Below are 24,421 nucleotides of genomic sequence, written 5' to 3'. Positions count from 1 at the left end.
AGCTCCCGCCAGCCTTCGGCCACCACGCTCACGAGCGACAGCTAGGGGCGGGCCGACCCCTCAGCGTCACGCGCTTCCGCAACCCGCCCCACCCGACGCCTCACGAGCATCCACGCGATGCCGAGAACGACGAACCACACCGGGGTCAGCAGCAGTGGCCCCCGAGTGTCGTCGAACATGCCGAGGACCACGAGCATGAAGACGAAGAACCCGAGCACCACCCACGAGAGCGGCACCCCGAAACGCAGCCGGTAGGCGGATGCGGCATGCAGCTCGGGACGGCGGCGCCGGTACACGAGGTACGACGCGAGGATCATCGACCACACGAAGATGAAGAGAATCGACGAAACCGCCGTGACGAGCTGGAACGCGTCGTCGAAGATCAACCCGAGCGATCCGCCCAGCAGCACGACCCCACACGACAGCAGCAGGGCACGGCCAGGCACGGCTGACCGTGTCAGCTTCCCGAACATCGCGGGAGCCTGCCTCCTCGTCGCGAGGCCGTAGGCCATACGACTCGAGGAGAAGAAGCCGCTGTTCGCGGCTGACACCGCCGACGTCATCACCACGGCGTTGATGAGGGCTGCCGCCCCACCGAGACCGATGAGCAGGAAGAGCGCCACGAATGGGCTCTCGCTCGGGTCGATCTCGCTCCACGGCGTCACGCACATGATGACGCCGAGCGCGAGCACGTAGAAGAAGAGGATGCGCATCGGCACCTGGTTGATCGCCTTCGGCAGGTTCTTCTCAGGATCCTTCGCCTCGGCCGCCGTCGTGCCGACGAGCTCGATACCCGCGAACGCGAAGATCGCGATCTGGAAGCCGCCAAGGAACCCGATGAGACCGTTCGGGAAGAAGCCGCCGTCGTCCCACAGATGCGTGACGCTCGCCGTATCCCCGTTCGGAGCCGTGAACGCCGTCGCGATGAGGAAGATGCCGACCACGATCAGCCCGAGAATCGTGACCACCTTGATGAGCGCGAACCAGAACTCGGCCTCTCCGAACGCCTTCACGGCGATGAGATTCAACGCCAGCACAAACGCGACCGCGATGATCATCGGCACCCAACCGGGAAGATCCGGCCACCAGAACCTCGCATACGTCTGCACTCCCACCATGTCAGCCGTCGCGATCGAGATGAGACACAGCCAATACGTCCAGCCGATGAAGAAGCGCGCCCATTCACCGAGATAGTCGGCGGCGAAGTCCTGGAAGGTGCGATAGCCGAGATTCGAGAGCAGCAGCTCCCCCATCGCCCGCATCATCACGAACAGCATCGCCCCGACGACGACATACACGAGCAGAATCGACGGGCCAGCCTTATGGATGCCGATGCCGGAACCCAGGAAGAGTCCCGTTCCGATCGCACCGCCGATAGCGATCAGCTGAATGTGTCGGTTGCTGAGACCGCGCTCAAGGGATGGCCCGGCAGTTGGGGAATCGCCTTCGATACCGCTCATGGCCAGAGCCTAGATCCAGTGAGAGGAAAACTCACCAGAAAAGATTGGTGGAGGACTCTGGAATTGCACCAGACAAGGCGTCTCAAGAACGCATCCCCCAAGGATTCGAGTGTAAGCCCATGATCGTTCCGGGAGCAAGTTGGAAACGCCGAGAACGGATGAGAGAACCGGCGCATTCCGCGCGTCAGCCGCCGTGTTTCTGCGCCTCGAGATCCCATACGAGCTCGAGCGGGGAGAAGCCCTCCTCACCATCGGAGTCTCGATACAACTCGACGAAGCGTCCGATGTCCTCCTGCCAGCTCACATTCGCGGGATCGACGTCGAGCGCGGCGATGGCCGCATCCCAGTCATCGCAGATCACGTCGTGGAAGAGCCGATGCCCGGAGCGGAATATCGTCCAGCTACGGATGCCGACCCGGTCGAACGCGGCCATGAGCTCGTCAGGCACGACGGCGTGGGTCGCGCGGTACCCCTCGATCGATCCCGGCTTGATCTCCGAGTGGAGCGCGACCCTCATCGTGGGACTCGCATCCAGCGCTCGCCGCGGGCTGGAGCACACGTCTCGTCTCGAAGAAGGGCTCCATCGGTAGCTTCCATACTCGAATGCTAGCGACATCGTGTCCCGCGGGAGCGCAGCACATGGCATGCAGAATGGCCCAGCCACCGCGGAAGCGGTGACTGGGCCATTCGAGGCAGGGACCTAGGCCAGGGCGGCCTGCTGGTTGCTCGCGTTGCGCGAGTCGATCGACTTGGCGAGCACCCCCGTGACGGCGATGAGGATCGCGACCGCAAGGGCGACGACGCCGACGAGCGTCGACTCGGGTGCATCCGCGAGCCGCCCGAAGCCAACCCAGGCGACACCCCAGATGATGGCCGCCGACACGGCGAGGTTCTTCCATCGCCACACGTAGAACGTCGCGAGTCCGAGGACGGCGACGAGGGCCGCGGTGGTCGAGATCTCGCCGAGCGTGCTCTCCGCAGCCACCCCGATCGAGACGATGGCCGCCCCGAGGTTCGCGAGGGTCGCAACCGACACCCAGCCGAGGTAGAGGCCGAAGGTCGTGTCGACCGCGAGGCGCTCGCCCCAGTTCTCGGCAGGGCGCGCGGCGATGCGGCTCACCAGCGCGATGCACACGGCGAGCAGCGCGACGATGACGACGACGCTCACCCAGATCAGGCCGAACTGAGTGACAAGGAGCCATCCGGCGTTCAGGAGCATCGACAGCGCGGCCAGCCAGCCCGTGGAGCGAGCCTTGGCCGACGTGGCCTGCTTCGGCAGCCACTGCCAGACGACGTAGGCGAACAGGCCGAGGTAGATGACCGACCAGATCGAGAAGGCCGTGCCGGCCGGGGCGATGAGCGTTGCGTCGGCGGAGAGGTTGCCGCTCGACGATTGATTGACCTCAGTGCCGCCGAAGAGACCCACCCCGTAGAGGGTCCCGACGACGCAGAGGATTCCGGAGACGGTCACGAACAGACGGCGGAGAAGATCGGAGGACATGCAAAGAAGCTAAACGATCTAACTGAATGCGGCGTGGATGTTGACACTCTCACGTGCCAGAGGCGATCGATGCGTCGCGGCCACGGCAAACGCCCCCGACCATGAACCGCACCGCGTGGTGCTCATGGTCGAGGGCGTCAGAGGAGTCCGGCTCCGAGCCGACTCCGCGCCGCTTAGAGCTGGACCTTGCCGCTGTCCCCCTCGATGGGCTCGCCGGAGACCTTCGACTTGATGAAGCTGAAGACCGTCGCGATGCGGCCGCCCGGGGTGTCCCAGTACTCGCCACCGCTCGCCGTGAACTTCAGGACGCCCACGTTCGGGTCCTCGGGGCCGTCAGGGAACCACGCCTCGGCCGCAGGGTTCCAGAGCTCGCGCAGCTTCTCCGGCGCATCCACGACCCCCGCCGTCCCGGAGAGCGAGACCCACGAGTCGTTCGAGCTCAGTGAGACCCCGGCGCGAGCATCCGCTGCGAGGTTGCGGACCGTCGTCGAGTCCTTCTGGATGAGGAACCACAGGTCGCCGTCGAACTCCGCCTCCTGAATCGTGAGCGGATGCGCGACCAGCGACCCCGAGCCCTCGATCGTCGTGAGCATGGCGAAGCGGAACTCCTTGACGAGCTTCGCGATCTTCGCAACCTCGTCGGCATGCGAAGCGTTCGAGTGGGTTCCGTGGCCGTCGTGCGTCGTGTGGTCGGTCATGTGTTGCTCCTCGGGGGATCAGATCGTGCGCGTCGTCGCGCCCGTCGTCGGGCGCTCCCGCTGACGGGACCCGGCGAACGTACGCACGGGGCCTCCGAATCCCCCTCGTGTCTCCCGGATGCCCGCCGTGCACTCCCGGCGCGGCGCCTGGGAGCGAGACGAAAGGCGTGTGCTCTAGCGGCGAGCGCCGTAGCCGATCAGCTCGCGCAGCCAGCCGACACCCTTCACGGTCGCGCCGACCGCCGCGACGCGTTCGCTGAGCTCGCGATCGCTCGTGGCGACCGTCACGGTCTCGCCCCCATCGACCCGGCGACGTGCCTCATCGACGATCGCGTCGTCCCCTGACGCACTCGCGCGCACCACTCGAACCTGGGCGTGCTGTGCCTCGTCGTCCGACGGGCCGCGGATCTCCCGCGCGGCGCCCTCGACGACAACCGCGAACTCCGGGAACCAGCTCGTGCCACCCAGCCCCAGATCTTCGGCCGAGACGCCGGACGTCACCGACGTGGATCCGGACGACACAGGCGAGGCCGCTCCGGCTCGAGCGAAGGCCTCGACCTTCGACAGCAGCCGCTCAGCTGCGCCCGCACGGTCCCGCCACCAACCGTCGGGGACCGAGCCGACCACGTTCGCCGCGTCGACGACAACCGCCGGACGCACCTCGAGGGCGGCCCGCAGCGCAGGCCAGGAGGCTGCGAAGCCGTGGTGCAGCGGCAGCGTGTCCACCTCGTCGATGGGAACCCAGCGCAGCTCGAGGCTCTCCGCGTCGGCGATGACGGGATCGAACGGCTCGACGACGCGAGCGACGAGCGTCGTGTACCGCCAGAAGCCCAGCTCCAGCACGCTCGTGAAGAGCGGCGAGACGGAGCCGCACGGCACACCCGCTTCCTCTGCGGCCTCGCGGAGGGCGCCGACGGCCGGGGATTCGCCCTCGTGCAGCGCCCCGCCCGGGATGCCCCACGTGCCGCCGTGATGGCTCCACTCGGCGCGATGCTGGAGCAGGATGCCGCGCTGCGGGTCGACGGCCACAAGCCCTGCGGCACCGAACCTGCCCCAGTAGCGCTGTCCGGTCTCGGAGTACACCCACGCGTCGCCGGGATCGCGCGGCCCATGCAGCAGGCGGCGCGAAACCTGGTTGCCGGCGGGGGAAGTCGTCACCCCGCCAGCTTCACACGGCGCGGCTCCGCTGCCAAGAGCCCAGCCAGACGGGCGTAACAGATGCTCTCGCATGGACCGTGCGGGCGAGAGGCGACTCCGCAGACGCGCGGCCTGTGGACGCATCCCTTCCACAGGCGCGAGGGCAGCGCGGTAACGGCCCGTTCGTCGCGCGCACACTCGTCGCATGACAGCGATCCCAGCCCCGATGACCGAGCCCATCATCACCGACGAGGAGGTGCTCCGTCACGTGACCGGCCTCGTCGGAGAGGCCTATCGGCGCCAGCTCTGGCTCATGTTCCTCGACGCCGACGACCTCGCCCTCCCAGTGCTCATGCCGATCGAGGCCTACCCGAACAGGCCCACGTATCCGCACCTCGAGAAGATCGCGGGCGCCATCGCCGAGATGGTCGCCGAGCTGCGGGCCGCGAGCATCATCCTCACGTGGGAGCGGCCAGGCCCTGGCGACTCCACGCCAGACGAGCGGCTGTGGGCAGCCGCGCTCGGCATCGCGTGCGAGGTGCGCGAGCTCTCCGTGCGCGCGCAGCTCCTCGCGTCGCGCGAGGGCGTGCGCCACTTCGACAAGGCCGAGTACTTCGCCGTGGCGGCGTGACCGATGCTCACGCTCCCTCCGAGGCTGTCGACAGAGGTCACACGAACCGTGGCGGCGAGACGAACCGCGGCAGCCACAGCAACCGCAGCGGCGACACGGTCCGCCGAGTCAGTCGGTGGTCAGCACCACGAGGCGCTGCGTGGCCCGGGTCATGGCGACGTACCGGTCGACGGCACCCTCGATCCCGGTCCCGAACTGCTCGGGATCCACGAGCACGACCAGGTCGAACTCGAGGCCCTTCGCCGTCTCCGGAGTGAGCGAGCGCACCCGGCCTCGGTTGTCGAACTCGACTCCGCTCGGGCCATCACCGCCACCGCTCTCGCTCCCGACGGCCGTGATGACGCAGGCGATTCCCTCGAGGTTCTCGTCCAGCCACGCATCCAGCACCTGCTGGAGGTCAGCGACCGATCCGTGCACGACGGGCAGCCCGCTGCTGCGCACCGACACCGGAACGTTGGCATCCGGCAGCGCCGCCAGGATGACGGGCGCAGCCTCAGCCATGACCTCCTCCGGCGTGCGGTAGTTGATCGTGAGCTGCGCCACCTCTACCTTCGGCAGGCCGATGCCTCGCAGACGCTCCTCCCACGTCTCGCGGAAGCCGTGCCTCGCCTGCGCCCGGTCGCCGACGACCGTGAAGCTGCGCGAGGGGCACCGCGCAAGCAGCATCGCCCACTCGGCATCGGTGAGCTCCTGCGCCTCGTCGATCACCACGTGCGCGAAGGGGCCAGCCAGCTCGTCGAAGTCGACCGGGGGCAGGGAATCCTCGTCGATGAGCGAGTGCTGCGCATCCTCGACCCGGAGCATCGTGACGACACCCTCGCCGTCGTCGTCGCCCTCGACGAGGTTGTCGACCACGTGCGACATGTTCTCCTGCTGCGACACCAGTGCCTCGGCCCGCCGGGCCCGCTGCCGGAACTCGTTCGGGTCGCCCGTGAGTCGCCTCGCCGCGTCGATGAGCGGGAGATCCGAGACGGTCCACGAGCGAGCATCCGCCCGCTGCAGCGCCCGCACCTGTTCAGCGCTCAGCTCAGGAGCGCACCACTGCAGGTACGCCGGCACCGACCAGAGGTCGGCGATCACGGAAGCCGGGTCGAGCAGCGGCCACGCCTTCGCGAACGCGGCCCGCAACCGCTCGTCACGCACCAGCGACGCCCGCACCGCGTGCTCCGAAGCCTGCGGCGAGCGCTTGTCGACGAGGAGCCGCAGCACCTCCTCCCACACCTGCTCACGAGCCTCGTTGTGCGTGAGCCCAGGCTCGTACGCCACGAACGCCTCCGCCCAGTCGCGGGCGTCCAGGGTCAGCTCCTGCGAGTCCGTCGTCGTCACCGAGAACGGCACCCGCGGTGGACGCTGGTGGTACCGCACCGCCTTGCCGACGGCCCGCACCAGGTCGAGCGACGACTTCAGCCGGGCGACGGATGCATCGGTCTCCTCCCGCGCGTCGGCCCCTTCCGGGAGCAGGTCGCGGAGCGTGCACAGCTGCACGCTGTCCTCGCCGAGGCTCGGCAGCACGTTCGCCACATAGTTCAGGTACGGGCGGCTCGGGCCCACGAACAGCACCCCGCCGCGCCCCTGCTTGAAGCGGGGGTCCGAGTACAGCAGGAACGCCGTGCGGTGCAGCGCCACAACCGTCTTGCCGGTGCCGGGCCCGCCATCCACGACCAGCGCGCCCCGCGAAGGGGCACGGATGATCGCGTCCTGATCGGCCTGGATCGTGCCGAGCACGTCCCGCATCTCCCCCGACCTCGCCGACCCGAGACTCGCGATGAACGACGACTGGTCGTCCAGCGCCACACGGCCGACGAGATCTCCGGGCACGAACACCTCATCCCAGTAGTCGACGACCCGCTCCACGTTCCAGCGGTACCGGCGGCGACTCGCCAGGCCGAGCGGATTCGCGTGCGTCGCCGCGAAGAAGGGCTCAGCCGCCGGCACACGCCAGTCGATGAGCAGTCGACGCCCGGCCTCGTCGGCGAGACCGAACCGGCCGACGTACACGTCGGGCGAACCATCCGCCGGCGTCATGCGCCCCAAGCACGCATCGACCCCGAAGCGCTCCAGGCCACGCAGCTGACGCGACAGGCGATGGATCTCCGTATCCCGATCAAGCGCCTGCTGCCCCGCGCCGCCCTCCGTCAGCCGCAGCTCGGCGAGCCGCGCCGCGAGCTCGCCCTTCTGCAGGGCCAGCGCCTCAGCGACCGCAGCGAACTGCTCAGCATCAGCACCCACCAGTTCCGGGTCGGACTTGAAAGAAAGGTGGGGCGGGAGGGCAAAGACTTCAGCAGAAGATGTCACGATCGCTCATTCTGGTGCCTCGACGGGGCCTTGCGGCAAGCCCCCTGGTGATTTATAACTTGGAAGAGGCAGGCAGGCGCTCGAGAACCACCGCGATTGCCACCGCGACAGCCACCCCGATGAGCGTCTCCACACCCCGCTCGAGCAGCAGCTGGCCGGCCGAGACATCCCCCGCGAGGCGCCCCATGACCAGCACAAGCGGCGTCAGGAACAGCAGCCCCAGCGTGTAGTTGCGCACGATGAACAGCTCGACCCCACCTTGCAGGGCGATCACCAGCAGCACCACGACCAGGCCGCTCGGCTCGAACGCCATCAGCACGGCCGCCGCCCCGAGGCCGAGCACCGTCCCCACAAGCCGATGCGTCGCCCGCAGCACTCGATGGAACCCCGTCGCCGCCGACAGACCGGCGATCGCGGACACCATCGCCCAGTACGGATGCCCGATGCCGATCAGCAGCGGAATCGCCCCAGCCACCAGCGTGCCGACCGCGAACATCCACGCACGCCCCAGCGGCGTCGACCTCGCCGGGCGAACCGACCTGATCGACCCCGTCGACAGCGAACCCGAGGCGGCGGCCCCCGAGGCGGGTGCACCCGTAGCGGAGGCCCCCGCTGCGGCTGGCCCCGGAGCCTGAGCAGGAGCACCGGCCCCGCCGGCCGCAGCTCGCGCCGCGCGGCCCCTGTCCACGAGCTCACCGACCCCGCCGAACGCGAGCCCGAGGAGCAGCGACCACACGGCCGTCACGACGGCCACGCCGAGACCACGCAGCAGCACCGCCCCGTCCACCGCGAGCGCCGCGATCGCGGCGAGGGCGAAGATCTGGAACATGGGGCCGGGAGGCGCCCACCGCACCCGGTCGCCGAGGAGGGACATGAGGAACGCCCATGCGGCGGCGATGGGCAGCACGAGCAGGCCGCGCTCGGGCGACAAGGAGATGAGCGCACCCACCCCGACGGAGACGAGCAGCGCCCCCGCGGCGATCGACTGCAGCCGGAGGCGAGCGAAGACGTCCAGCCCGCGACCGTAGACGCTCGTGAATGCGCCGAACACGGCGAAGATCGCCAGCTGCATGGATCCGGTCGCCCACAGGAGCACCAGTGGCGCGCCGATCGCCAGCGCAACCCGCAGCGCCACCCAGTGGTCACGTCGGTAGGGCCCCATCGTCACGAGGTCGCGCCAGCCAGGAATCAGCTCGTGTCGGGAAAAAGGCATTGCGCCATTATCTCCCCGCCCTGGGGACTTCTCCCCGTCTGCCACCCCTGACCACGTCCCCGAACTTAAGATAGGCTCGCCTTACTCAAAGCCGAGTCGCGTTGGACGTTCAGCGCGACGCGCAGGCTTGGCCCGTCCGCCACCAAAGCGCCCGTGCGGCCCCTGCAACGGCTCCACTCTCTGTGCGCGCAGCACAGCACATCCCCGAACCGAGGATCCGCCATGCCCGAAACGCTCACGACTTCCACGCGGCGCACGGCCGCCCGCATCCAGGGTGCCGGCCTGCTCGCCATCTCCGCGCTCCTCCTCGCCGGATGCGCCCCAGCGGCCACCGGCGCCGCGCCCGAAGAGACCGCCGCTGCATCCGGAACCGTCACCATCACCGACAACCACGGTGAGATCGAGGTTCCCGTCAACCCCGAGCGCGTGATCGCCCTCGACAACACGACGTTCCAGACCCTCAGCGACTGGGGCATCAACGTCGTCGCAGCCCCCAAGCCGCTCATGGAGAGCGTCTGGCCCGACCTCGCTGGCGGCGACGAGGTGCTCGACGTCGGCCTCCACCGCGAGCCAGACCTCGAGGCCGTCATCGAAGCCGAGCCCGACCTCATCATCGGCGGCTACCGCTTCCAGGACTACTACGAGGACCTCAAGGGCATCCAGCCCAAGACCATCGAGATCAACCCCCGCGACGGCGAAGAGGCCACGAGCGAGCTGAAGCGCCAGGTCGAGATCCTCGGCCAGATCTTCGACAAGGAAGCGGAAGCCGCCGAGACGGTCGCCGCGTTCGACACCGCCATCGCCGACGCCAAGAGCGCCTACAACGGCACCGACACGGTCGTCGGGCTCATCACCTCCGGCGGCGAGATCGCCTACGCGGCACCCGGCGAGGGACGCGGTGTCGGCCAGCTCTTCCCCACGATCGGCCTCACCCCCGCCATCGACCAGGCCGCTGAAGACGCCTCCCACGGCGACGACATCAGCGTCGAGGCCATCGCCCAGGCCAACCCCGAGTGGATGATCGTGCTCGACCGCGACGCCGGCACCGGCGAAGAGGGCGCGACGGCAGCAGCCGAGCTGATCGCCGGCGCCGAGGCCCTGCAGAACGTGCCAGCCGTGCAGAAGAACCAGATCGTCTACCTCGACCCGTCCTTCTACCTCGACGAGGGCATCCAGGCCTACACGGGCCTGTACACGGACGTCGCAGCGGCGTTCTCCGGCGCGAGCAGCTAGCCACGCTCCGGGCCTCGTGCCCCGCCGCTCCCCTGGTGCCCCCGCGGCACCCGAGCGACGGGGCACGAACCGGCCCCGGGCTTCCCGGGGTCTCCCGCCGCGACAGCCGCGCAAGCCGCGACTGCCGCACGGCATTCCTCCGCACGGCCCCCTTCCGCACGGCACCCCTCCGCACGTCACCCACGACAGCGAGCGAATGACAGCAACAGCCCCACCCCCAGCAGCGCCGGCGTCCCGAGCCGCGCCGAAGCCGCACGTGCCGCTCCTCAACCGGCGAGGGGCGCTCCCCATCGGCATCGTCACCGTCGCCGGTCTCGCCGTCCTGTCGCTCTTCGTCGGCGCCTACGACATCGCCGGCAACGAGTTCGGCGGCGAGATGATCTGGATCTCCCGGGTTCCCCGCACCGTCTCGCTCGTGCTCGCGGGCTGCGCGATGAGCGTCTCCGGCCTCATCCTGCAGCTGCTCACCCAGAACCGCTTCGTGGAGCCCACGACGACCGGCACCACCGAGTGGTCGGCCCTCGGCCTGCTCGTGAGCTACATCGTCGCCCCGGCGGCCGGCCTCACGACCCGAATGGTCATGGCCAGCGTGTCCGCCTTCATCGGCACCATGGTGTTCCTCGCCGTGCTGCGCCGCGTCGCCCTCCGCTCCGCCCTCATCGTGCCCCTCATCGGCATCATGCTCGGCGCCGTCGTCTCCGCCTTCACGACCTGGCTCGCCATCGAGACGAACTACCTGCAGATGCTCGGCACCTGGTTCATGGGCAGCTTCACGAGCGTCGTCCGCGGCCGCTACGAGGTGCTGTGGATCGTCGCCGTCATCGTCGTCATCGCGTACTTCGTCGCCGACCGCTTCACCGTCGCGGGCCTCGGCAAGGACATCGCCACGAACTTCGGGCTCAACTACACCCTCGTCATGTTCATCGGCACGGCCCTGGTCGCCATCGCCACCGGCGTCACCACCGTCGTGGTCGGCTTCCTGCCCTTCCTCGGGCTCATCGTGCCGAACCTCGTCTCCATGGCGCGCGGCGACAACCTCAGATCGAACCTGCCCTGGGTGTGCGTGCTCGGCGTCGGCATCATCATCGTCTGCGACATCATCGGCCGCGTCATCCGCATGCCCTTCGAGCTGCCCGTCTCCATGATCCTCGGCATGGTCGGCGCCGCCGTCTTCATCACCCTCCTGCTCCGGATGCGCCGCAATGGCTGAGACCGTGCCCCGCTCCCCGAGATCCACGTCCCGTCGCATCGGCGACCAGGTCAGCGACGCCAGCCGCCCCGCGAAGGCTCCCCGACTGTGGCTGCGCTTCAGCATCCTCGGCGCCCTCGTCATCCTCGCCGCCGTCGGCGTCCTCACCTACGACATCGCCATGGAGCCCGGCAGCCGCGGCTTCTGGCTCGCCGTGAACCTGCGCGTCGTGACCGTCGCGACCGTCATCGTCGTCGCCGCCTGCCAGGCCGTCGCGACCGTGCTGTTCCACACCGCGACCGGCAACCGCATCCTCACCCCCTCGATCATGGGGTTCGACGCGATCTACGTCGTCTTCCAGACCGCGCTCGTGTTCTTCCTCGGCGGCGCCGCCCTCGCCTCCACCGACGGCCTGCCCAAGGTGTTCCTGCAGAGCTTCCTCATGGTGGGCTTCGCGACGCTGCTCTACACGTGGCTGTTCTCCGGCAAACGCGGCAACCTGCACATCATGCTGCTCATCGGCGTCGTCTTCGGGGTGGGCTTCGGCTCGCTCTCCACCTTCATGCAGCGCCTCCTCACCCCGAGCGAGTTCGACGTGCTCTCCGCGAAGCTCTTCGGCAACCTCAGCAACTCGAACCCCGAGTACCTGCCGTGGGCTGCGCTCATCATCGCGGTCGTGCTCGCCTTCATCTGGCGCACCCGGAACACCCTCGACGTGCTCGCCCTCGGCCGCGACACCGCCGTCAACCTCGGCGTCGCCTACAAGCGCAAGGTCACGGTGCTCCTCATCCTGACGGCCGTGCTCATCTCCATCTCGACCACCCTCGTCGGCCCCATGACGTTCTTCGGGTTCATCGTCGCGACCCTCGCCTACCAGCTGACGGGCTCCTCCCTGCACAAGCACGTCATCCCGTTCGCGATGCTGCTCGGCATGCTGACGCTGCTCGGCGGCTACTTCGTGCTGCGCCACGTGTTCTACGCGGCCGGGTCCCTCTCGATCATCATCGAGTTCGTCGGTGGCCTGTTCTTCATCGTCTACCTGCTCCGCAAAGGTGCACTGTGACTCCGACTGGCTACCTCCTCCGAAAGGGTGCACTGTGATCTCGCTCTCGAACGTCACCAAGACCTACGGCAAGACCACCGTGCTCGGCCCCGTGACCCTCGACATCCCGGCTGGCGGCATCACGGCGCTCGTCGGGCCGAACGGCGCAGGCAAGTCGACGCTCCTCACGATCGTCGGCAGGCTGACGGATGCGAGCACCGGCACCGTCACCGTTGGCGGACACGACGTCACGAAGGCCAAGAGCCGCGACCTCGCGAAGGTCGTCTCGATCCTCCGCCAGGAGAACCACTTCGTCACCCGGCTCACGGTGCGCGAGCTCGTCGGCTTCGGCCGCTTCCCCCACTCGCAGGGGCGCCTCACCGCCGACGACAAGGTGCACATCGACCGGGCCATCGAGTTCCTCGACCTGGCGGCACTCGAGGACCGCTACCTCGACCAGCTCTCCGGCGGGCAGCGCCAGCGCGCCTACGTCGCCATGGTGCTCGCCCAGGACACCGACTACATCCTCCTCGACGAGCCCCTCAACAACCTCGACATGAAGCACGCCGTCGCCATGATGGGCCAGCTTCGCCGCGCCGCCGACGAGCTCGGGAAGACGTTCGTCATCGTCATCCACGACATCAACTTCGCGGCCGCCTACGCCGACAACATCGTCGCCCTCACCGACGGCCAGCTCGCGCACTCCGGCAGCCCGAGCGAGCTCATGACCACCGAGACGCTCGAGCAGGTCTTCGGCACCCCCATCCAGGTGCGCCACGACGGCGACTACCCGCTCGCCGTCTACTACCGGTAAGCACTCGCCGCAGCGCATCCCCCTCCCCATCCCACCCCACGGAAGTCGTTCACCATGCACACACGCACCACACGCAGAGCCGCAACGCTCATCGCCTCCGCAGCCCTCACGGGCCTGCTGCTCGCCGGATGCTCGGCCGGAGCCGCGGACGCCCCGACCGCGGGAGACGCGGACGGCACCGCATCCGGGACCCGGTCCGTCGAGCACGCCCGCGGCACGGCTGAGGTCCCGACCGACCCCCAGCGCGTCGTCGTCCTCGAACCCGTGGAGCTCGACACTGCCGTGGCCCTCGGCGTCACCCCAGTGGGGGCAGCAGTCGCGAGCAACGTCGCCGGCGTGCCCGAGTACCTGGGCGTCGAGGGCGTCGAACCCGTCGGAACGGTGCCGGAGCCCGACCTCGAGGCCATCGCCGCCCTCAAGCCCGACCTCATCCTCGGAACGGAGTCGCGGCACTCGAAGCTCTACGAGCAGCTCGGAGCCATCGCCCCCACCGTCTTCATGGCGAGCCAGGCCGACCCGTGGCAGGAGAACGTCCTCCTCATCGGCGAAGCCCTCGGGCAGCAGGACGAGGCACAGGAGCTGCTGACCGGCTTCAACGACCGCTGCGAGGAGATCAAGACCGAGTTGGGCGTCGACGGCAAGACCGCCAACCTCATCCGCCCCCGCGACGAGACCACGCTCAGCCTCTACGGTCCGACCTCGTTCGCCGGCGGCGCGCTCGAATGCGCCGGCCTCACCATCCCCGAGCAGGAATGGGAAGACGGACTCCAGGCCGACCTCTCCCCCGAGAACATCCTCGACGCCAAGGCCGACTACGTGTTCGTGACGACCGCCGACGTCGACGACGCATCGACCGTCCCCGCCGCGATCACCCAGAACGCCGCCGAGTTCCCCTCGGTGACCCTCGTCGACACCAGCTACTGGGTGTCCGGCGTCGGCCCCAAGGGCGGCGCGCTCGTGCTCGACGACATCGAGCGCTTCCTCGAAACCCAGCGGTGACGCTCCTCCACACCGATCGCACCCCGGCTCGACTCAGGGCGGGGTCACGAGCGCGCGCAACCATCGGCGCCCTCGTGCTCCTCGCCCTGCTCGTGACCGCAGTGGCACTCTCCCTCATGCTCGGCTCCAACGCGCTCCCGCCGCACGTCGTGCTCGACGTGCTGCGGGGCGGCGGCTCCTCCGAAGCGCGCTACGTCGTCGCCGAGCTCCGGGTGCCGCGCACGGTCACGGGCATCGTCGTCGGCGTCGCCCTCGGCGTCGCCGGATCCCTCATCCAGGCCTTCACCCGCAACCCGCTCGCCGACCCCGGCATCCTCGGCGTCAACGCCGGGGCCGCATTCGCGATCGCCATCGGAGTGGCGTTCCTCGGGCTGCGAGACATCTCGTCGTTCGTGTGGCTGGGGTTCCTCGGCGCCCTCATCGTGACCGTCGCCGTGTACCTCATCGGCTCCTCCGGCCGCGGCCCCGCCGACCCCATCCGCCTCACCCTGGCCGGGGTGGCCCTCGGCGCCGTGTTCTCGGGGATGACCACCGGCATGACCCTCAGCAACCCGGATGCCTTCGAGCGGATGCGGTCCTGGAACGCCGGCTCGCTGCTCGGCCGCGGCTTCGACGTCCTGCTGCCCGTGCTCCCCTTCATCGCGCTCGCAGTGCTCGGGGCGCTCCTGCTCGCCCCCGGCCTCAACGCCCTCGCCCTCGGGGAGGACGTTGCCCGCTCCCAGGGTGCCAACGTGGGCGCGATCCGAGTCGGCGTCATCCTCGCCGTCACCGTGCTCGCGGGAACCGCGACCGCACTGGCCGGCCCCATCTCGTTCATCGGCCTCATGGTGCCGCACGTCGCACGGTGGCTGTTCGGCGTCGACCAGCGGGTCATCCTCGTCATCTCCGTGGTCCTCGCCCCCGTCATCGTGCTCCTCTCGGACGTGCTCGGCCGCGTGCTCATCGCGCCCGCCGAGATCCCCGTCGGGATCGTCACGGCGTTCGTCGGAGCCCCGATCCTGATCGCCCTCGCCAGACAGCGGAAGGCGAGCACCCTCTCATGACAGCGACCCGCACCCCGACCCCCACCGAGGACCGCCTCGAGCCCGTCGACCTCGGCTACCGGCAGCTCCGCCTCGGGGCCGGCCCCATCGCCGTCTCCGTCCGCCTGCGCAGCGCCATCGTCGGTGCGGCCGTGGCCGCGGCCGTGCTGGTCCTCGGAATCCTGGGCCTGGGGCTCGGCACGTATCCGCTCAGCCCCGATGCCGTCGTCCGCGCCCTGCTCGGCGGCGGGGACGCACTCGACCGCACCGTCGTCTACGAGTGGCGACTCGCTCGGGTCATCGCGGCCATCACCCTCGGCGCCTTCCTCGCCGTTGCCGGCGCCCTCTTCCAGACGGTCACGAGGAACCCGCTCGCGAGCCCCGACATCCTCGGCCTCTCCAACGGCGCCTTCACGGGCATGCTCGTGAGCGTCGTCGTGTTCTCCGCCTCCTGGCCGCTCATGACCGCCGGCGCGGTGATCGGCGGCCTCCTCACGGCCCTCGTGATCTGGGCGTTCGCGCATCGCGGTGGCGCGCAGGGGTTCCGCCTCATCGTGATCGGCATCGGCGTCTCGGCCATGCTCGCCTCCGCGAACACGTGGATGCTGCTCGAGGTCGAGCTCGAGACCGCCATGTTCGCCTCCGCGTGGGGCGCCGGCACCCTCAACGGCGTGACCGGCCCGCCCCTCGCCGGCGCGATCGCCTGCGGCATCCCGCTGTTCGCCGTGCTGCTCTTCCTCGCCCCGCAGCTGCGTCAGCTCGACCTCGGCGACGACGTGGCCGCCGCGACCGGCGCCAGGCCGCAGCTCGTGCGCGCGCTTGTCCTGCTCGCCGCGGTCGGCCTCGTGTCGATCTCGACCGCCGTCATCGGCCCCGTCGCCTTCATCGCCCTGGCGGCTCCCCAGATCGCGCGCCGCATCGCGCGCACCCCGTACCTGTCGCTGCCGCTCGCAGCGCTGGTCGGGGCCCTGCTCCTCCTCGCCTCCGACCTCATCGCCCAGCACGTCCTTCCCGTCACACTGCCGGTTGGGGTCGTGACGGTCTCCGTCGGCGGCCTCTACCTCGTCGTCACCATCGTCCAGGAGATCCGCCGCCGTGCCTGAGCACCAGCCACCACCCACCGCCCGCACGACCCGAGAGCGTGCCAAGCTCCCCGCCTCGTCGCGCCTCGTCGCCGAGGACATCACCCTCGGCTACGACGGCAGACGGATCATCGAGCACCTGAGCGCCGAGATCCCCGACGGCTCCTTCACTGTCATCATCGGCCCGAACGCGTGCGGCAAGTCCACCCTGCTGCGCGGCCTGTCCCGCCTGCTCGCGCCGGACGCCGGCCGGGTCGTGCTGGACGGGAAGGCCATCACGAGCATGCGGGCGAAGGACGTCGCCCGTCGCCTCGGCCTGCTGCCGCAGTCGGCCCTGGCCCCGGATGGCATCACCGTCGCCGACCTCGTCGGCCGCGGCAGGTTCGCGCACCAGCGTCTCCTGCGCCAATGGTCCGAGTCCGACGAGCGAGCGGTCCGCGATGCCCTCGACGCGACGGGCACCCTGCCGTTGGCGTCGAGACGCGTCGACGAGCTCTCCGGCGGCCAGCGCCAGCGGGTCTGGGTCGCGATGGTCCTCGCGCAGGAGACCGAGCTCCTCCTGCTCGACGAGCCGACGACGTTCCTCGACATCGCGCACCAGGTCGAGCTCATGGAGCTCTTCGCGCACCTCAACCGGCAGGGCCGCACGGTCGTCGCCGTGCTGCACGACCTCAACCACGCCGCGCGCTACGCCGATCACATCATCGCGATGCGCGACGGGCGCATCCTCGCCTCCGGCACACCCCGCGACGTCGTGACGAGCGAACGGGTCGAGGAGATCTACGGCCTGCCGAACGTCGTCATCGAGGACCCCATCACGGGCGGGCCGCTCGTCGTGCCGCGCGGGATGCCCTACCCTCGCTCGACGGAGAGCTCACGGGCGGCCGGGGGCTCCCCCGCCTAGTTCCCGCTGGCGTCGTTCCCGCCGGATTCAGTCACGCTGGCGTCGAGGGGATCGAGCGCGTCGAGCCAGCCACCGACGACGGTCCTCGCGGCGGCCGTGAGTCGTGGCGTGATCGCGAGCGCATCCGCGCGGATCTCCCGCGGGTCGAGCTCGTGGATGGCCAGCTCGTAGGCGTTCGCGATGAGCCAGGTCTCGACCATCCGCGGGTCGACCTCGAGGTGGAACTGCAGGCCGAGCAGGTTCCGGCCCGCGGCGAACGCCTGGTTCGGGAAGCCGGGGGTCTCGGCGAGTCGCTCGGCTCCTGCGGGGATCTCGAACTGGTCGCCGTGCCAGTGCAGCACCGGCACGTCGGCGAGGCCGCCCAGCACCGAAGCTGCCCCATCCGGGGTGAACGTGAGCGGCGAGAAGCCGATCTCCACGCGCCCCGTCGGCGCGACCGCCGCCCCCATGGCTGCCGCCATGAGCTGGGCCCCGAGGCAGACGCCCAGCGTGGGCCGGTCTCTTTCGACGCGAGCCCTGATGGCGGCGATCTCGGGGGTCAGGAACGGGTACCGCTCCGCATCCCCCACCCCGATCGGCCCGCCGAGCACCACGACGAGGTCGGCATCGACGAGCAGCTCGGCAGTGATCTCGTCCTGCCCGGCCTCGAGGTAGCGGATGTTGTAGCCGCGCTCCGTGAGCACGTCACGAAGCAGCCCGAGGTCCTCGAAGACGACGTGGCGGACGACCAGAGCGGTGAGGGACACGGCGGGCTCCTTGGGGTTGGGTGCGACTCGAGGCGACGAGTCGGGCGTCGGGGCAGGGCGTTGAGTCAGCGCGTCGGGTCAGAGCGTCGGCGCCGGGGCGAGGCGCGCGTAGGCGGCGAGCACGGTGCGCTCGGAGCGCACGAGGTACTCGTCGAGCGCCGCCGCCGCCTCGTCCGTGTCTCCGGCGAGGTGGAGCTCCAACACGCGCTGATTGAGCTCGATGTAGGGCGCGTGCAGGTACTCGAGATCCTCGAGGAAGCCGAACGCGAGCCGCAGCTCCGCCGAGACGTTCGCGTAGACGCGGTCGAGGCGCTCGCTGTCCGCGAGCGCGACGATCGCCGTGTGGAACGCCATATTGGCGGTGCCGACCGCCGCCCAGTCGCCGGCCTCTCGCCCTCGGATGGCGTGCTCGACGGCCTCGCGCATCCGCGCCCCGGCCGGGTGCCGCCCCGGGGCGGCGCGCAGGGCCTGCACCTCGATCATGCGTCGGACCCGGTAGATGTCGAGGATCGAGGCCAGTGAGGGGATGGCGACGAAGACGCCCGCGTTGGGGCGCCGGGTGAGCAGTCGCTCCGCCGTGAGCATGCGGAAGGCCTCGCGGAGGGTGTTGCGCGAGACGTCGAGTCGCTCGGTCATGGCGCTCTCCGAGAGGCGCTGCCCTGGCACGATCTCGCCCGTGACGATCATCTGGCGGAGGCTCGAGGCCGCCCGTTCCGCCCTGTCGAGGGTCTCGTCGGCTGCGTTCACGCTTCGCACTCTACCGGCGGCACTCCGCGTCGACCCGTTCCGCGAAATACCCCCGATACATCTTGTAACAAGACATTTACGCGTCTATCGTTGAACAATCTGTTGCTCAGCGTTGAACAACCGTAGGGTTGCCGCAATCACTCGCTGCTCCCCTACCGAACTGGAACGAGTCATGACCTCCACACCTCCTCCCGCTTCCCCGGCGTCCCCAGCGTCCGGCTCTTCTGCCGCCGACGAGGCGAGCACCCCCGAGAAGCTCAAGCAGTACGCCAAAGCCCGTCGCACCTCGCTGGTCGGCGCGCTCTTCCTCATGGCCACCTCGGCCATCGGCCCCGGCTTCATCACCCAGACGGCGACCTTCACCCAGCAGCTCGGCGCCGCGTTCGCCTTCGGCATCCTCATCTCGGTACTCATCGACCTCGCCGTCCAGCTCAACATCTGGCGCATGATCACGCTCTCCGGGAAGCGCGCGAGCGCCCTCGCCAACGACGCCCTCCCCGGCAGCGGCTATGTGCTCGCCGTGCTCATCGTCATCGGCGGCCTCGTCTTCAACATCGGCAACATCGGCGGCGCCGGGCTCGGCCTGAACGTGCTGCTCGGCCTCGACGTCAAGGTCGGCGCCGTCATCAGCGCCGCCATCGCGATCGCCATCTTCCTCATCAAGCGCGCCGGCATCGTCATGGACCGGGTCGTCATCGTGGCCGGCGTCGCGATGATCCTGCTCACCGTCATCGTCGCCATCGTCGCGCAGCCGCCCATCGGCGACGCACTCCGCCAGACCGTCCTCCCCGACACCATCGACTTCGCGACCATCACGACGATCGTCGGCGGCACCGTCGGCGGGTACATCGTCTACTCGGGGGCGCACAAGCTGCTCGACTCCGGCAACGCCGGACCTGAGCACATCAAGGAAGTCAACCGCGCGGCCGTGACCGGCATCCTCATCACGGGCATCATGCGCTACGTGCTGTTCCTCGCCATCCTCGGCGTCGTCGCGAGCGGCGTCGTGCTCGACACGACCCTCAACCCGGCAGCAGACGCCTTCCAGGCAGCAGCCGGCGAGGCTGGCTTCCGTATCTTCGGCGCCATCTTCTGGCTCGCCGCCCTCACGAGCATCATCGGCGCCGCCTACACCTCGGTGTCGTTCCTGCCGGTCTTCTCGAAGCGCATCGCCGGTCGCACCGCCGACTTCTGGACCGTCGGCTTCATCCTCTTCTCGCTGGCCATCTACCTGTCGATCGGCACCCCGCCCGCGACGCTCCTCGTGTTCGTCGGCGGCTTCAACGGCCTCATCCTGCCGATCGGCCTCACCCTGTTCATGTACATCGGCTGGTTCCGCCCGTCGAAGCTGGGCGGCGCGAAGTACCCGAAGTGGCTGCTCATCATCGGCACGCTCGCGACGCTCATCACCTGGTACATGGCCGTCAACGCGGTCGGACCGATCTTCGACCTCCTCAACACCTGATCCGTATCCCGAGCGAAAGGCTGACCACATGAACGCACGCTCCATCGACCTCAACAGCGACCTCGGCGAGGGCTTCGGCCGCTGGACCCTCGGCGACGACCAGGAGATGCTCGGCATCGTCACGAGCGCGAACGTCGCCTGCGGCTTCCACGCCGGCGACCCGCGCGCCATCCGCGCCACCGTCAAGGGAGCAGCGGATGCGGGGGTCGCGATCGGCGCGCACGTCGGCTACCGCGACCTGGCCGGCTTCGGTCGTCGCAACATCGACGTCGCCTCCGACGACCTCGTCGCCGATGTGGTCTACCAGATCGGCGCCCTGCAGGCACTCGCCGCCGCCGAGGGGACCAGCGTGCGCTACGTCAAGCCGCACGGCGCCCTCTACAACACGATCGTGCACGACGAGCGGCAGGCGGCGGACGTCGTCGAGGCCGTTCGCCTCGTCGACCCGAGCCTCGTGCTCCTCGGCATGCCGGGCTCGGCCGTGCTCCGCCTCGCCACCGAGGCAGGCATCCCCACCGCGATGGAGGCGTTCGCCGACCGCGCCTACACGCCGCAGGGCACGCTCGTCTCCCGCCGGGAGCCCGGCGCCGTGCTGCACGACGTCGACGAGGTCGCGAAGCGCATGGTGCGCCTCGCGACCGAGGGCCTGCTGGAGGCGATCGACGGCAGCACGCTCGAGCTGCGGGCCGACTCGATCTGCGTGCACGGCGACAGCCCTGGGGCCACCGACATGGCGAAGCAGGTGCGGCTCGCGCTCACGGAGGCCGGCGTCGAGCTGCGCCCGTTCGCAGCCGCGCCGGCAGCCGCCGGAAAGCTGGCCTGACCCCATGAGAGTCCTCACCGCCCGCGACGATGCGGTCCTCATCGAGTGCAGCAGCCTCGACGAGACGATCGCGCTCTTCGACGCCCTGACCGCACTGCGCATCCCCGGTGTCGGCGAGATGGTGCCGGGTGCGCGCACCCTGCTCGTCCCGTTCCGGCCAGCCCGGGTCACCGCCGAGGAGATCGAGGCCGCCGCGGCGGCAGCCGACCTCAGCGGCGTGCGCACGGGAGAGCCGAGGCGCCTCGAGATCCCGACGCGGTACGACGGTGAGGACCTCGCGGAGGTCGCCGAGCTCCTCGGCATCTCCGCCGACGAGGTCGTGCGCCGCCACACGAGCTCGACCTTCACGGTCGGGTTCGTGGGCTTCGCGCCCGGCTTCGCGTACCTGACGGGCGACGACCCCGTGCTCGACGTGCCGCGCCGGTCGACGCCCCGCACGCGCATCCCCGCGGGCTCCGTCGCGCTGGCAGGCACGTACAGCGGCGTCTACCCGCGCGAGAGCCCCGGCGGGTGGCAGCTCATCGGCACCACCGAGGTGCCCATGTGGGATCTCGACCGCGACCCGGCCGCGTTCATGGCGCCGGGAGACCTCGTCACGTTCAGCGTCACCGCCGCGACCGAGCGGGCGCGCTCGACCCTGAGCGCTGCCAGGGCGAACGCGCCCCGGGAGGCTGAAGTCGAGCATCCCAGGGGCAACGCCGACCGCGGGTCCGCCCTCGAGGTGGTCTCCCCAGGCCTGCAGACCCTGTTCCAGGACCTCGGACGCGACGGCTACGCCGGCATGGGCGTCTCCGCCTCCGGGGCACTGGATGCGCCAGCCCACCGCCAGGCGAACCGCCTCGTCGGGAACGCTGCGGCAGCCCCCACCCTCGAGGTCGCCTACGGCGGGCTCGTGCTGCGGGCGCGCGGCCCGCAGGTCGTGGCGGTGACGGGTGCCGAGGTGCCCCTGACCGTCTCCGGCACCCTTCCCCGCACCGCCCCGTTCGGAGCGGCGTTCGCGCTGGACGACGGAGACGAGCTGCAGCTCGGCTCCCCTGCCGCCGGAGTACGCAGCTACCTCGCGGTGCGCGGCGGGTTCGACGCGCCCCCGGTGCTCGAGAGCCTCGCGACCGACCTCCTCGCGGGGCTCGGCCCCGACGCGCTGCAAGCCGGCGACGTGCTCGGCGTTCTCGCGCCGCACGCCACCCTCGTCGCTGCGAGCCCCGTCGCGGATGCCCAGCCGCGCGAGCTTCCCCGGGCCGGCGGCGACACCGTCGAGCTGCGCATCGTGCTCGGCCCCCGCGACGACTGGTTCTCCGCCGAGGAGATCGAGCGTTTCACGAGCCAGGACTGGCACGTGACGCCACAATCGAACCGGGTCGGCGTGCGACTCGACGGCGACGCCCTCACCCGAGCGAAGAGCGGCGAGCTGCCCAGCGAGGGCTGCGTCAGCGGGGCGATCCAGATGCCCCCGAACGGGCAGCCGGTGCTCTTCCTCGCCGACCACCCCCTCACTGGCGGCTACCCCGTGCTCGGGGCCGTCATCACCGATGACCTGCCCCTCGCGGGCCAGCTGCCCGTCGGCGCCGCCGTGCGATTCCGCATCGTGGCACCACGCACCCACACCCCACGCACCCAGACTCCAGGAGAACTCCGATGACCCGCATCGCCAAGGTCCTCATCGCGAACCGCGGCGAGATCGCCGTGCGCGTCGCCCGCGCCTGCGCCGACTACGGGGTCGCCTCCGTCGCCGTGTACGCCGACGGCGACGCCGATGCGCTCCACGTGCGCCTCGCCGGCGAGGCGGTGCCGCTCGACGGCACGACCTCGCGGGACACATACCTCGATGCCGAGAAGCTGATTGCTGCCGCGACGTCGACGGGCGCCGACGCCGTGCACCCGGGCTACGGCTTCCTCTCCGAGAACGCCGAGTTCGCGCGCGCCGTCGAGGGGGCGGGGCTCGTCTGGATCGGCCCGTCACCCGAGGCGATCGAACTGCTCGGCGACAAGATCTCGGCCCGCCGCCTCGCCGAGCAGGTCGGCGCGCCGCTCGTCGCCGGAACCAGCGGCCCCGTCGACTCCCCCGCAGAGGCGAGCGCCTTCGCGGAGGAGCACGGCCTCCCCATCGCGATCAAGGCCGCGTTCGGGGGCGGTGGCCGCGGCCTCCGCGTCGCGCGCCGCCTCGACGAAGTCGAGGAGCTCTTCGCCGCCGCCGGGCGAGAAGCCGTCGCCGCCTTCGGCCGGGGCGAGTGCTTCGTCGAGCAGTTCCTCGAGTCGCCGCGCCACATCGAGGCGCAGGTGCTCGCCGACGAGCACGGCAACGTCGTCGTCGTCGGCACCCGCGACTGCTCGCTGCAGCGCCGCAACCAGAAGCTCGTCGAGGAGGCACCTGCCCCCTTCCTGACCGCGGAGCAGCGGGAGCGCATCCACACCTCGGCCCGCGACATCTGCGCGGCCGCCGGCTACCGCAGCGCTGGCACCGTCGAGTTCCTCCTCGACGCGAACGGCGTCATCTCGTTCCTCGAGGTCAACACGCGCCTGCAGGTCGAGCACCCCGTCACCGAGGAGACCGCTGGTGTCGACCTCGTCGTCGAGCAGCTCCGCATCGCCGACGGGCTCACGCTCGAGGCAGCCGAGTTCACGCCCCGCGGGCACTCGCTCGAGTTCCGCATCAACGCCGAGGATCCGGCGCGCGGCTTCCTCCCGGGGCCGGGCACCATCTCGCTGTTCCGCGCACCGTCCGGACCGGGCGTCCGCGTCGACTCGGGCGTCGAGACCGGCTCCGTGGTCTCCGGCCAGTTCGACTCCATGCTCGCGAAGCTCATCGTCACCGGCGCGACCCGCGAGGAGGCGCTGCGCCGCGCGCGCCGCGCCCTCGCCGAGTTCGAGGTCGAAGGCGTGCCGACGGTGCTGCCCTTCCACCGTGCGGTGCTCGACGACCCGGACTTCGTCGGCAGCGAGAGCGCCGAGGGCGTCCGCGGCTTCGGCGTGCACACGCAGTGGATCGAGACGACCTTCGCCGAGCGGGTCCCCGAGCAGGCGCTCGCCGTCGAGCCGAGCGACCCCTCCGTGGTCTCGACGTGGGTCGAGCTCGACGGCCGCCGCGTCGCCCTCCGGCTCCCTGCGACGCTCTTCGCCGCCGGAGGCTCTGGCCCCGGGGCGTCACCGCTCGACGCGGCGGGTGGGGTCGAGTCGGCGGATGCGGGCGGCGCGTCAGCTTCGTCGGTCACCGCACCGATGGCCGGCACGCTCCTGCGCTGGCTCGTGGAGGACGGCGCCGAGGTCGAGGCGGGGACCGCCGTCGCCGTCGTCGAGGCCATGAAGATGGAGACGCCCGTTCAGGTCACGGCCGCTGGCGTCCTCCGCCAGCGCGCCGAGGCGGGGAGCCCCATCGCCGCTGGCGAGGTGCTCGCGGAGCTCGCCGCGGCAAGCTGATCTCCT

22 protein-coding genes are annotated in these 24,421 nt (G+C 70.1%); 13 read left to right on the top strand and 9 right to left on the bottom strand.

Features of this window, described 5'->3' with window-relative positions; translation table 11 throughout:
* Nucleotides 1–41: 41 nt before the first annotated feature.
* The 5 genes from C5E06_RS07785 to C5E06_RS07765 form a co-directional block, all read right to left on the bottom strand.
* Nucleotides 42–1,460, bottom strand: coding sequence for an amino acid permease (locus C5E06_RS07785; RefSeq protein ID WP_104306522.1), 1,419 nt, complete (start codon nucleotides 1,458–1,460; stop codon nucleotides 42–44).
* Nucleotides 1,461–1,644: 184 nt separating this feature from the next.
* Nucleotides 1,645–1,977, bottom strand: a complete 333-nt coding sequence (locus tag C5E06_RS07780) for an L-rhamnose mutarotase (RefSeq protein ID WP_181062915.1) — start codon at nucleotides 1,975–1,977, stop codon at nucleotides 1,645–1,647.
* 183 nt (nucleotides 1,978–2,160) lie between these two features.
* Nucleotides 2,161–2,961 (bottom strand): tryptophan-rich sensory protein, encoded by an 801-nt coding sequence (locus C5E06_RS07775; RefSeq protein ID WP_104306520.1) that lies wholly within the window; start codon nucleotides 2,959–2,961, stop codon nucleotides 2,161–2,163.
* A gap of 173 nt (nucleotides 2,962–3,134) precedes the next feature.
* A complete protein-coding gene (locus tag C5E06_RS07770; protein WP_104299143.1) occupies nucleotides 3,135–3,659 on the bottom strand; it encodes a pyridoxamine 5'-phosphate oxidase family protein in 525 nt (174 codons plus the stop codon).
* Between the two features lie 174 nt (nucleotides 3,660–3,833).
* Entirely contained in the window at nucleotides 3,834–4,817 is a 984-nt protein-coding gene (locus C5E06_RS07765) for an NUDIX domain-containing protein (RefSeq protein WP_258063103.1), read from the bottom strand.
* A 184-nt stretch (nucleotides 4,818–5,001) separates the two neighbouring features.
* On the opposite strand from C5E06_RS07765, the gene C5E06_RS07760 reads away from it, so the two are divergent.
* Nucleotides 5,002–5,427 carry a hypothetical protein gene (locus tag C5E06_RS07760; RefSeq protein ID WP_146081330.1) on the top strand — a complete coding sequence of 142 codons (426 nt, stop codon included), beginning with the start codon at nucleotides 5,002–5,004 and terminating at the stop codon, nucleotides 5,425–5,427.
* A gap of 108 nt (nucleotides 5,428–5,535) precedes the next feature.
* Here C5E06_RS07760 and helR read toward each other — a convergent pair whose 3' ends face one another.
* Nucleotides 5,536–7,725 carry an RNA polymerase recycling motor ATPase HelR gene (helR, locus tag C5E06_RS07755; RefSeq protein ID WP_104306518.1) on the bottom strand — a complete coding sequence of 730 codons (2,190 nt, stop codon included), beginning with the start codon at nucleotides 7,723–7,725 and terminating at the stop codon, nucleotides 5,536–5,538.
* Nucleotides 7,726–7,774: 49 nt separating this feature from the next.
* On the bottom strand, nucleotides 7,775–8,935 hold the full coding sequence (locus tag C5E06_RS07750) for an FUSC family protein (RefSeq protein ID WP_146081329.1): 1,161 nt from the start codon (nucleotides 8,933–8,935) through the stop codon (nucleotides 7,775–7,777).
* 222 nt (nucleotides 8,936–9,157) lie between these two features.
* Here C5E06_RS07750 and C5E06_RS07745 point away from each other — a divergent pair, with 222 nt between their 5' ends.
* The 8 genes from C5E06_RS07745 (at nucleotide 9,158) to C5E06_RS07710 (ending at nucleotide 17,220) form a co-directional block, all read left to right on the top strand.
* Nucleotides 9,158–10,168: a siderophore ABC transporter substrate-binding protein gene (locus C5E06_RS07745; protein WP_104241040.1), complete on the top strand. Its 1,011-nt coding sequence runs from the start codon at nucleotides 9,158–9,160 to the stop codon at nucleotides 10,166–10,168.
* Between the two features lie 196 nt (nucleotides 10,169–10,364).
* Nucleotides 10,365–11,378, top strand: a complete 1,014-nt coding sequence (locus tag C5E06_RS07740; protein WP_104306516.1) for an ABC transporter permease — start codon at nucleotides 10,365–10,367, stop codon at nucleotides 11,376–11,378.
* A complete protein-coding gene (locus C5E06_RS07735; RefSeq protein ID WP_104306515.1) occupies nucleotides 11,371–12,420 on the top strand; it encodes an iron chelate uptake ABC transporter family permease subunit in 1,050 nt (349 codons plus the stop codon). The genes C5E06_RS07740 and C5E06_RS07735 overlap by 8 nt, the downstream gene beginning before the upstream one ends.
* A gap of 34 nt (nucleotides 12,421–12,454) precedes the next feature.
* Nucleotides 12,455–13,213, top strand: coding sequence for an ABC transporter ATP-binding protein (locus C5E06_RS07730; RefSeq protein WP_104306514.1), 759 nt, complete (start codon nucleotides 12,455–12,457; stop codon nucleotides 13,211–13,213).
* Between the two features lie 54 nt (nucleotides 13,214–13,267).
* A complete protein-coding gene (locus tag C5E06_RS07725) occupies nucleotides 13,268–14,212 on the top strand; it encodes an ABC transporter substrate-binding protein (protein WP_104306513.1) in 945 nt (314 codons plus the stop codon).
* Nucleotides 14,209–15,255: an iron ABC transporter permease gene (locus tag C5E06_RS07720; RefSeq protein ID WP_104241035.1), complete on the top strand. Its 1,047-nt coding sequence runs from the start codon at nucleotides 14,209–14,211 to the stop codon at nucleotides 15,253–15,255. Before C5E06_RS07725 ends, C5E06_RS07720 begins: the two co-directional genes overlap by 4 nt.
* Nucleotides 15,252–16,337: an iron chelate uptake ABC transporter family permease subunit gene (locus tag C5E06_RS07715; RefSeq protein ID WP_104306512.1), complete on the top strand. Its 1,086-nt coding sequence runs from the start codon at nucleotides 15,252–15,254 to the stop codon at nucleotides 16,335–16,337. Before C5E06_RS07720 ends, C5E06_RS07715 begins: the two co-directional genes overlap by 4 nt.
* On the top strand, nucleotides 16,330–17,220 hold the full coding sequence (locus tag C5E06_RS07710; protein ID WP_104306511.1) for an ABC transporter ATP-binding protein: 891 nt from the start codon (nucleotides 16,330–16,332) through the stop codon (nucleotides 17,218–17,220). Before C5E06_RS07715 ends, C5E06_RS07710 begins: the two co-directional genes overlap by 8 nt.
* Here the strand turns inward: C5E06_RS07710 and C5E06_RS07705 are convergent.
* Together C5E06_RS07705 and C5E06_RS07700 are read right to left on the bottom strand one after the other, a co-directional pair.
* Complete coding sequence (locus tag C5E06_RS07705) at nucleotides 17,217–17,966, bottom strand: glutamine amidotransferase (RefSeq protein ID WP_104306510.1); 750 nt, start codon at nucleotides 17,964–17,966, stop codon at nucleotides 17,217–17,219. The genes C5E06_RS07710 and C5E06_RS07705 overlap by 4 nt on opposite strands.
* 78 nt (nucleotides 17,967–18,044) lie before the next feature.
* On the bottom strand, nucleotides 18,045–18,713 hold the full coding sequence (locus C5E06_RS07700; RefSeq protein ID WP_104306509.1) for a GntR family transcriptional regulator: 669 nt from the start codon (nucleotides 18,711–18,713) through the stop codon (nucleotides 18,045–18,047).
* Between the two features lie 172 nt (nucleotides 18,714–18,885).
* Here C5E06_RS07700 and C5E06_RS07695 point away from each other — a divergent pair, with 172 nt between their 5' ends.
* Genes C5E06_RS07695 through C5E06_RS07680 form a run of 4 tightly spaced genes read left to right on the top strand, consistent with a single transcriptional unit; the run spans nucleotide 18,886 to nucleotide 24,415 of the window.
* Nucleotides 18,886–20,178: an NRAMP family divalent metal transporter gene (locus C5E06_RS07695; RefSeq protein ID WP_104306508.1), complete on the top strand. Its 1,293-nt coding sequence runs from the start codon at nucleotides 18,886–18,888 to the stop codon at nucleotides 20,176–20,178.
* 28 nt (nucleotides 20,179–20,206) lie between these two features.
* Nucleotides 20,207–21,001, top strand: a complete 795-nt coding sequence (locus C5E06_RS07690; protein ID WP_104306507.1) for a LamB/YcsF family protein — start codon at nucleotides 20,207–20,209, stop codon at nucleotides 20,999–21,001.
* Between the two features lie 4 nt (nucleotides 21,002–21,005).
* A complete protein-coding gene (locus tag C5E06_RS07685; RefSeq protein WP_104306506.1) occupies nucleotides 21,006–22,640 on the top strand; it encodes a 5-oxoprolinase/urea amidolyase family protein in 1,635 nt (544 codons plus the stop codon).
* Nucleotides 22,637–24,415, top strand: coding sequence for a biotin carboxylase N-terminal domain-containing protein (locus C5E06_RS07680; RefSeq protein WP_258067560.1), 1,779 nt, complete (start codon nucleotides 22,637–22,639; stop codon nucleotides 24,413–24,415). The genes C5E06_RS07685 and C5E06_RS07680 overlap by 4 nt, the downstream gene beginning before the upstream one ends.
* The last annotated feature ends 6 nt before the right edge of the window (nucleotides 24,416–24,421 follow it).

Source organism: Pseudoclavibacter sp. RFBI5 (assembly GCF_002931395.1).
In the GTDB taxonomy this organism is placed as follows: Bacteria; Actinomycetota; Actinomycetes; order Actinomycetales; family Microbacteriaceae; genus Pseudoclavibacter.
The sequence above is the reverse complement of the archived record's forward strand: the minus strand, read 5'-3'. Positions and strand labels throughout refer to the sequence as shown.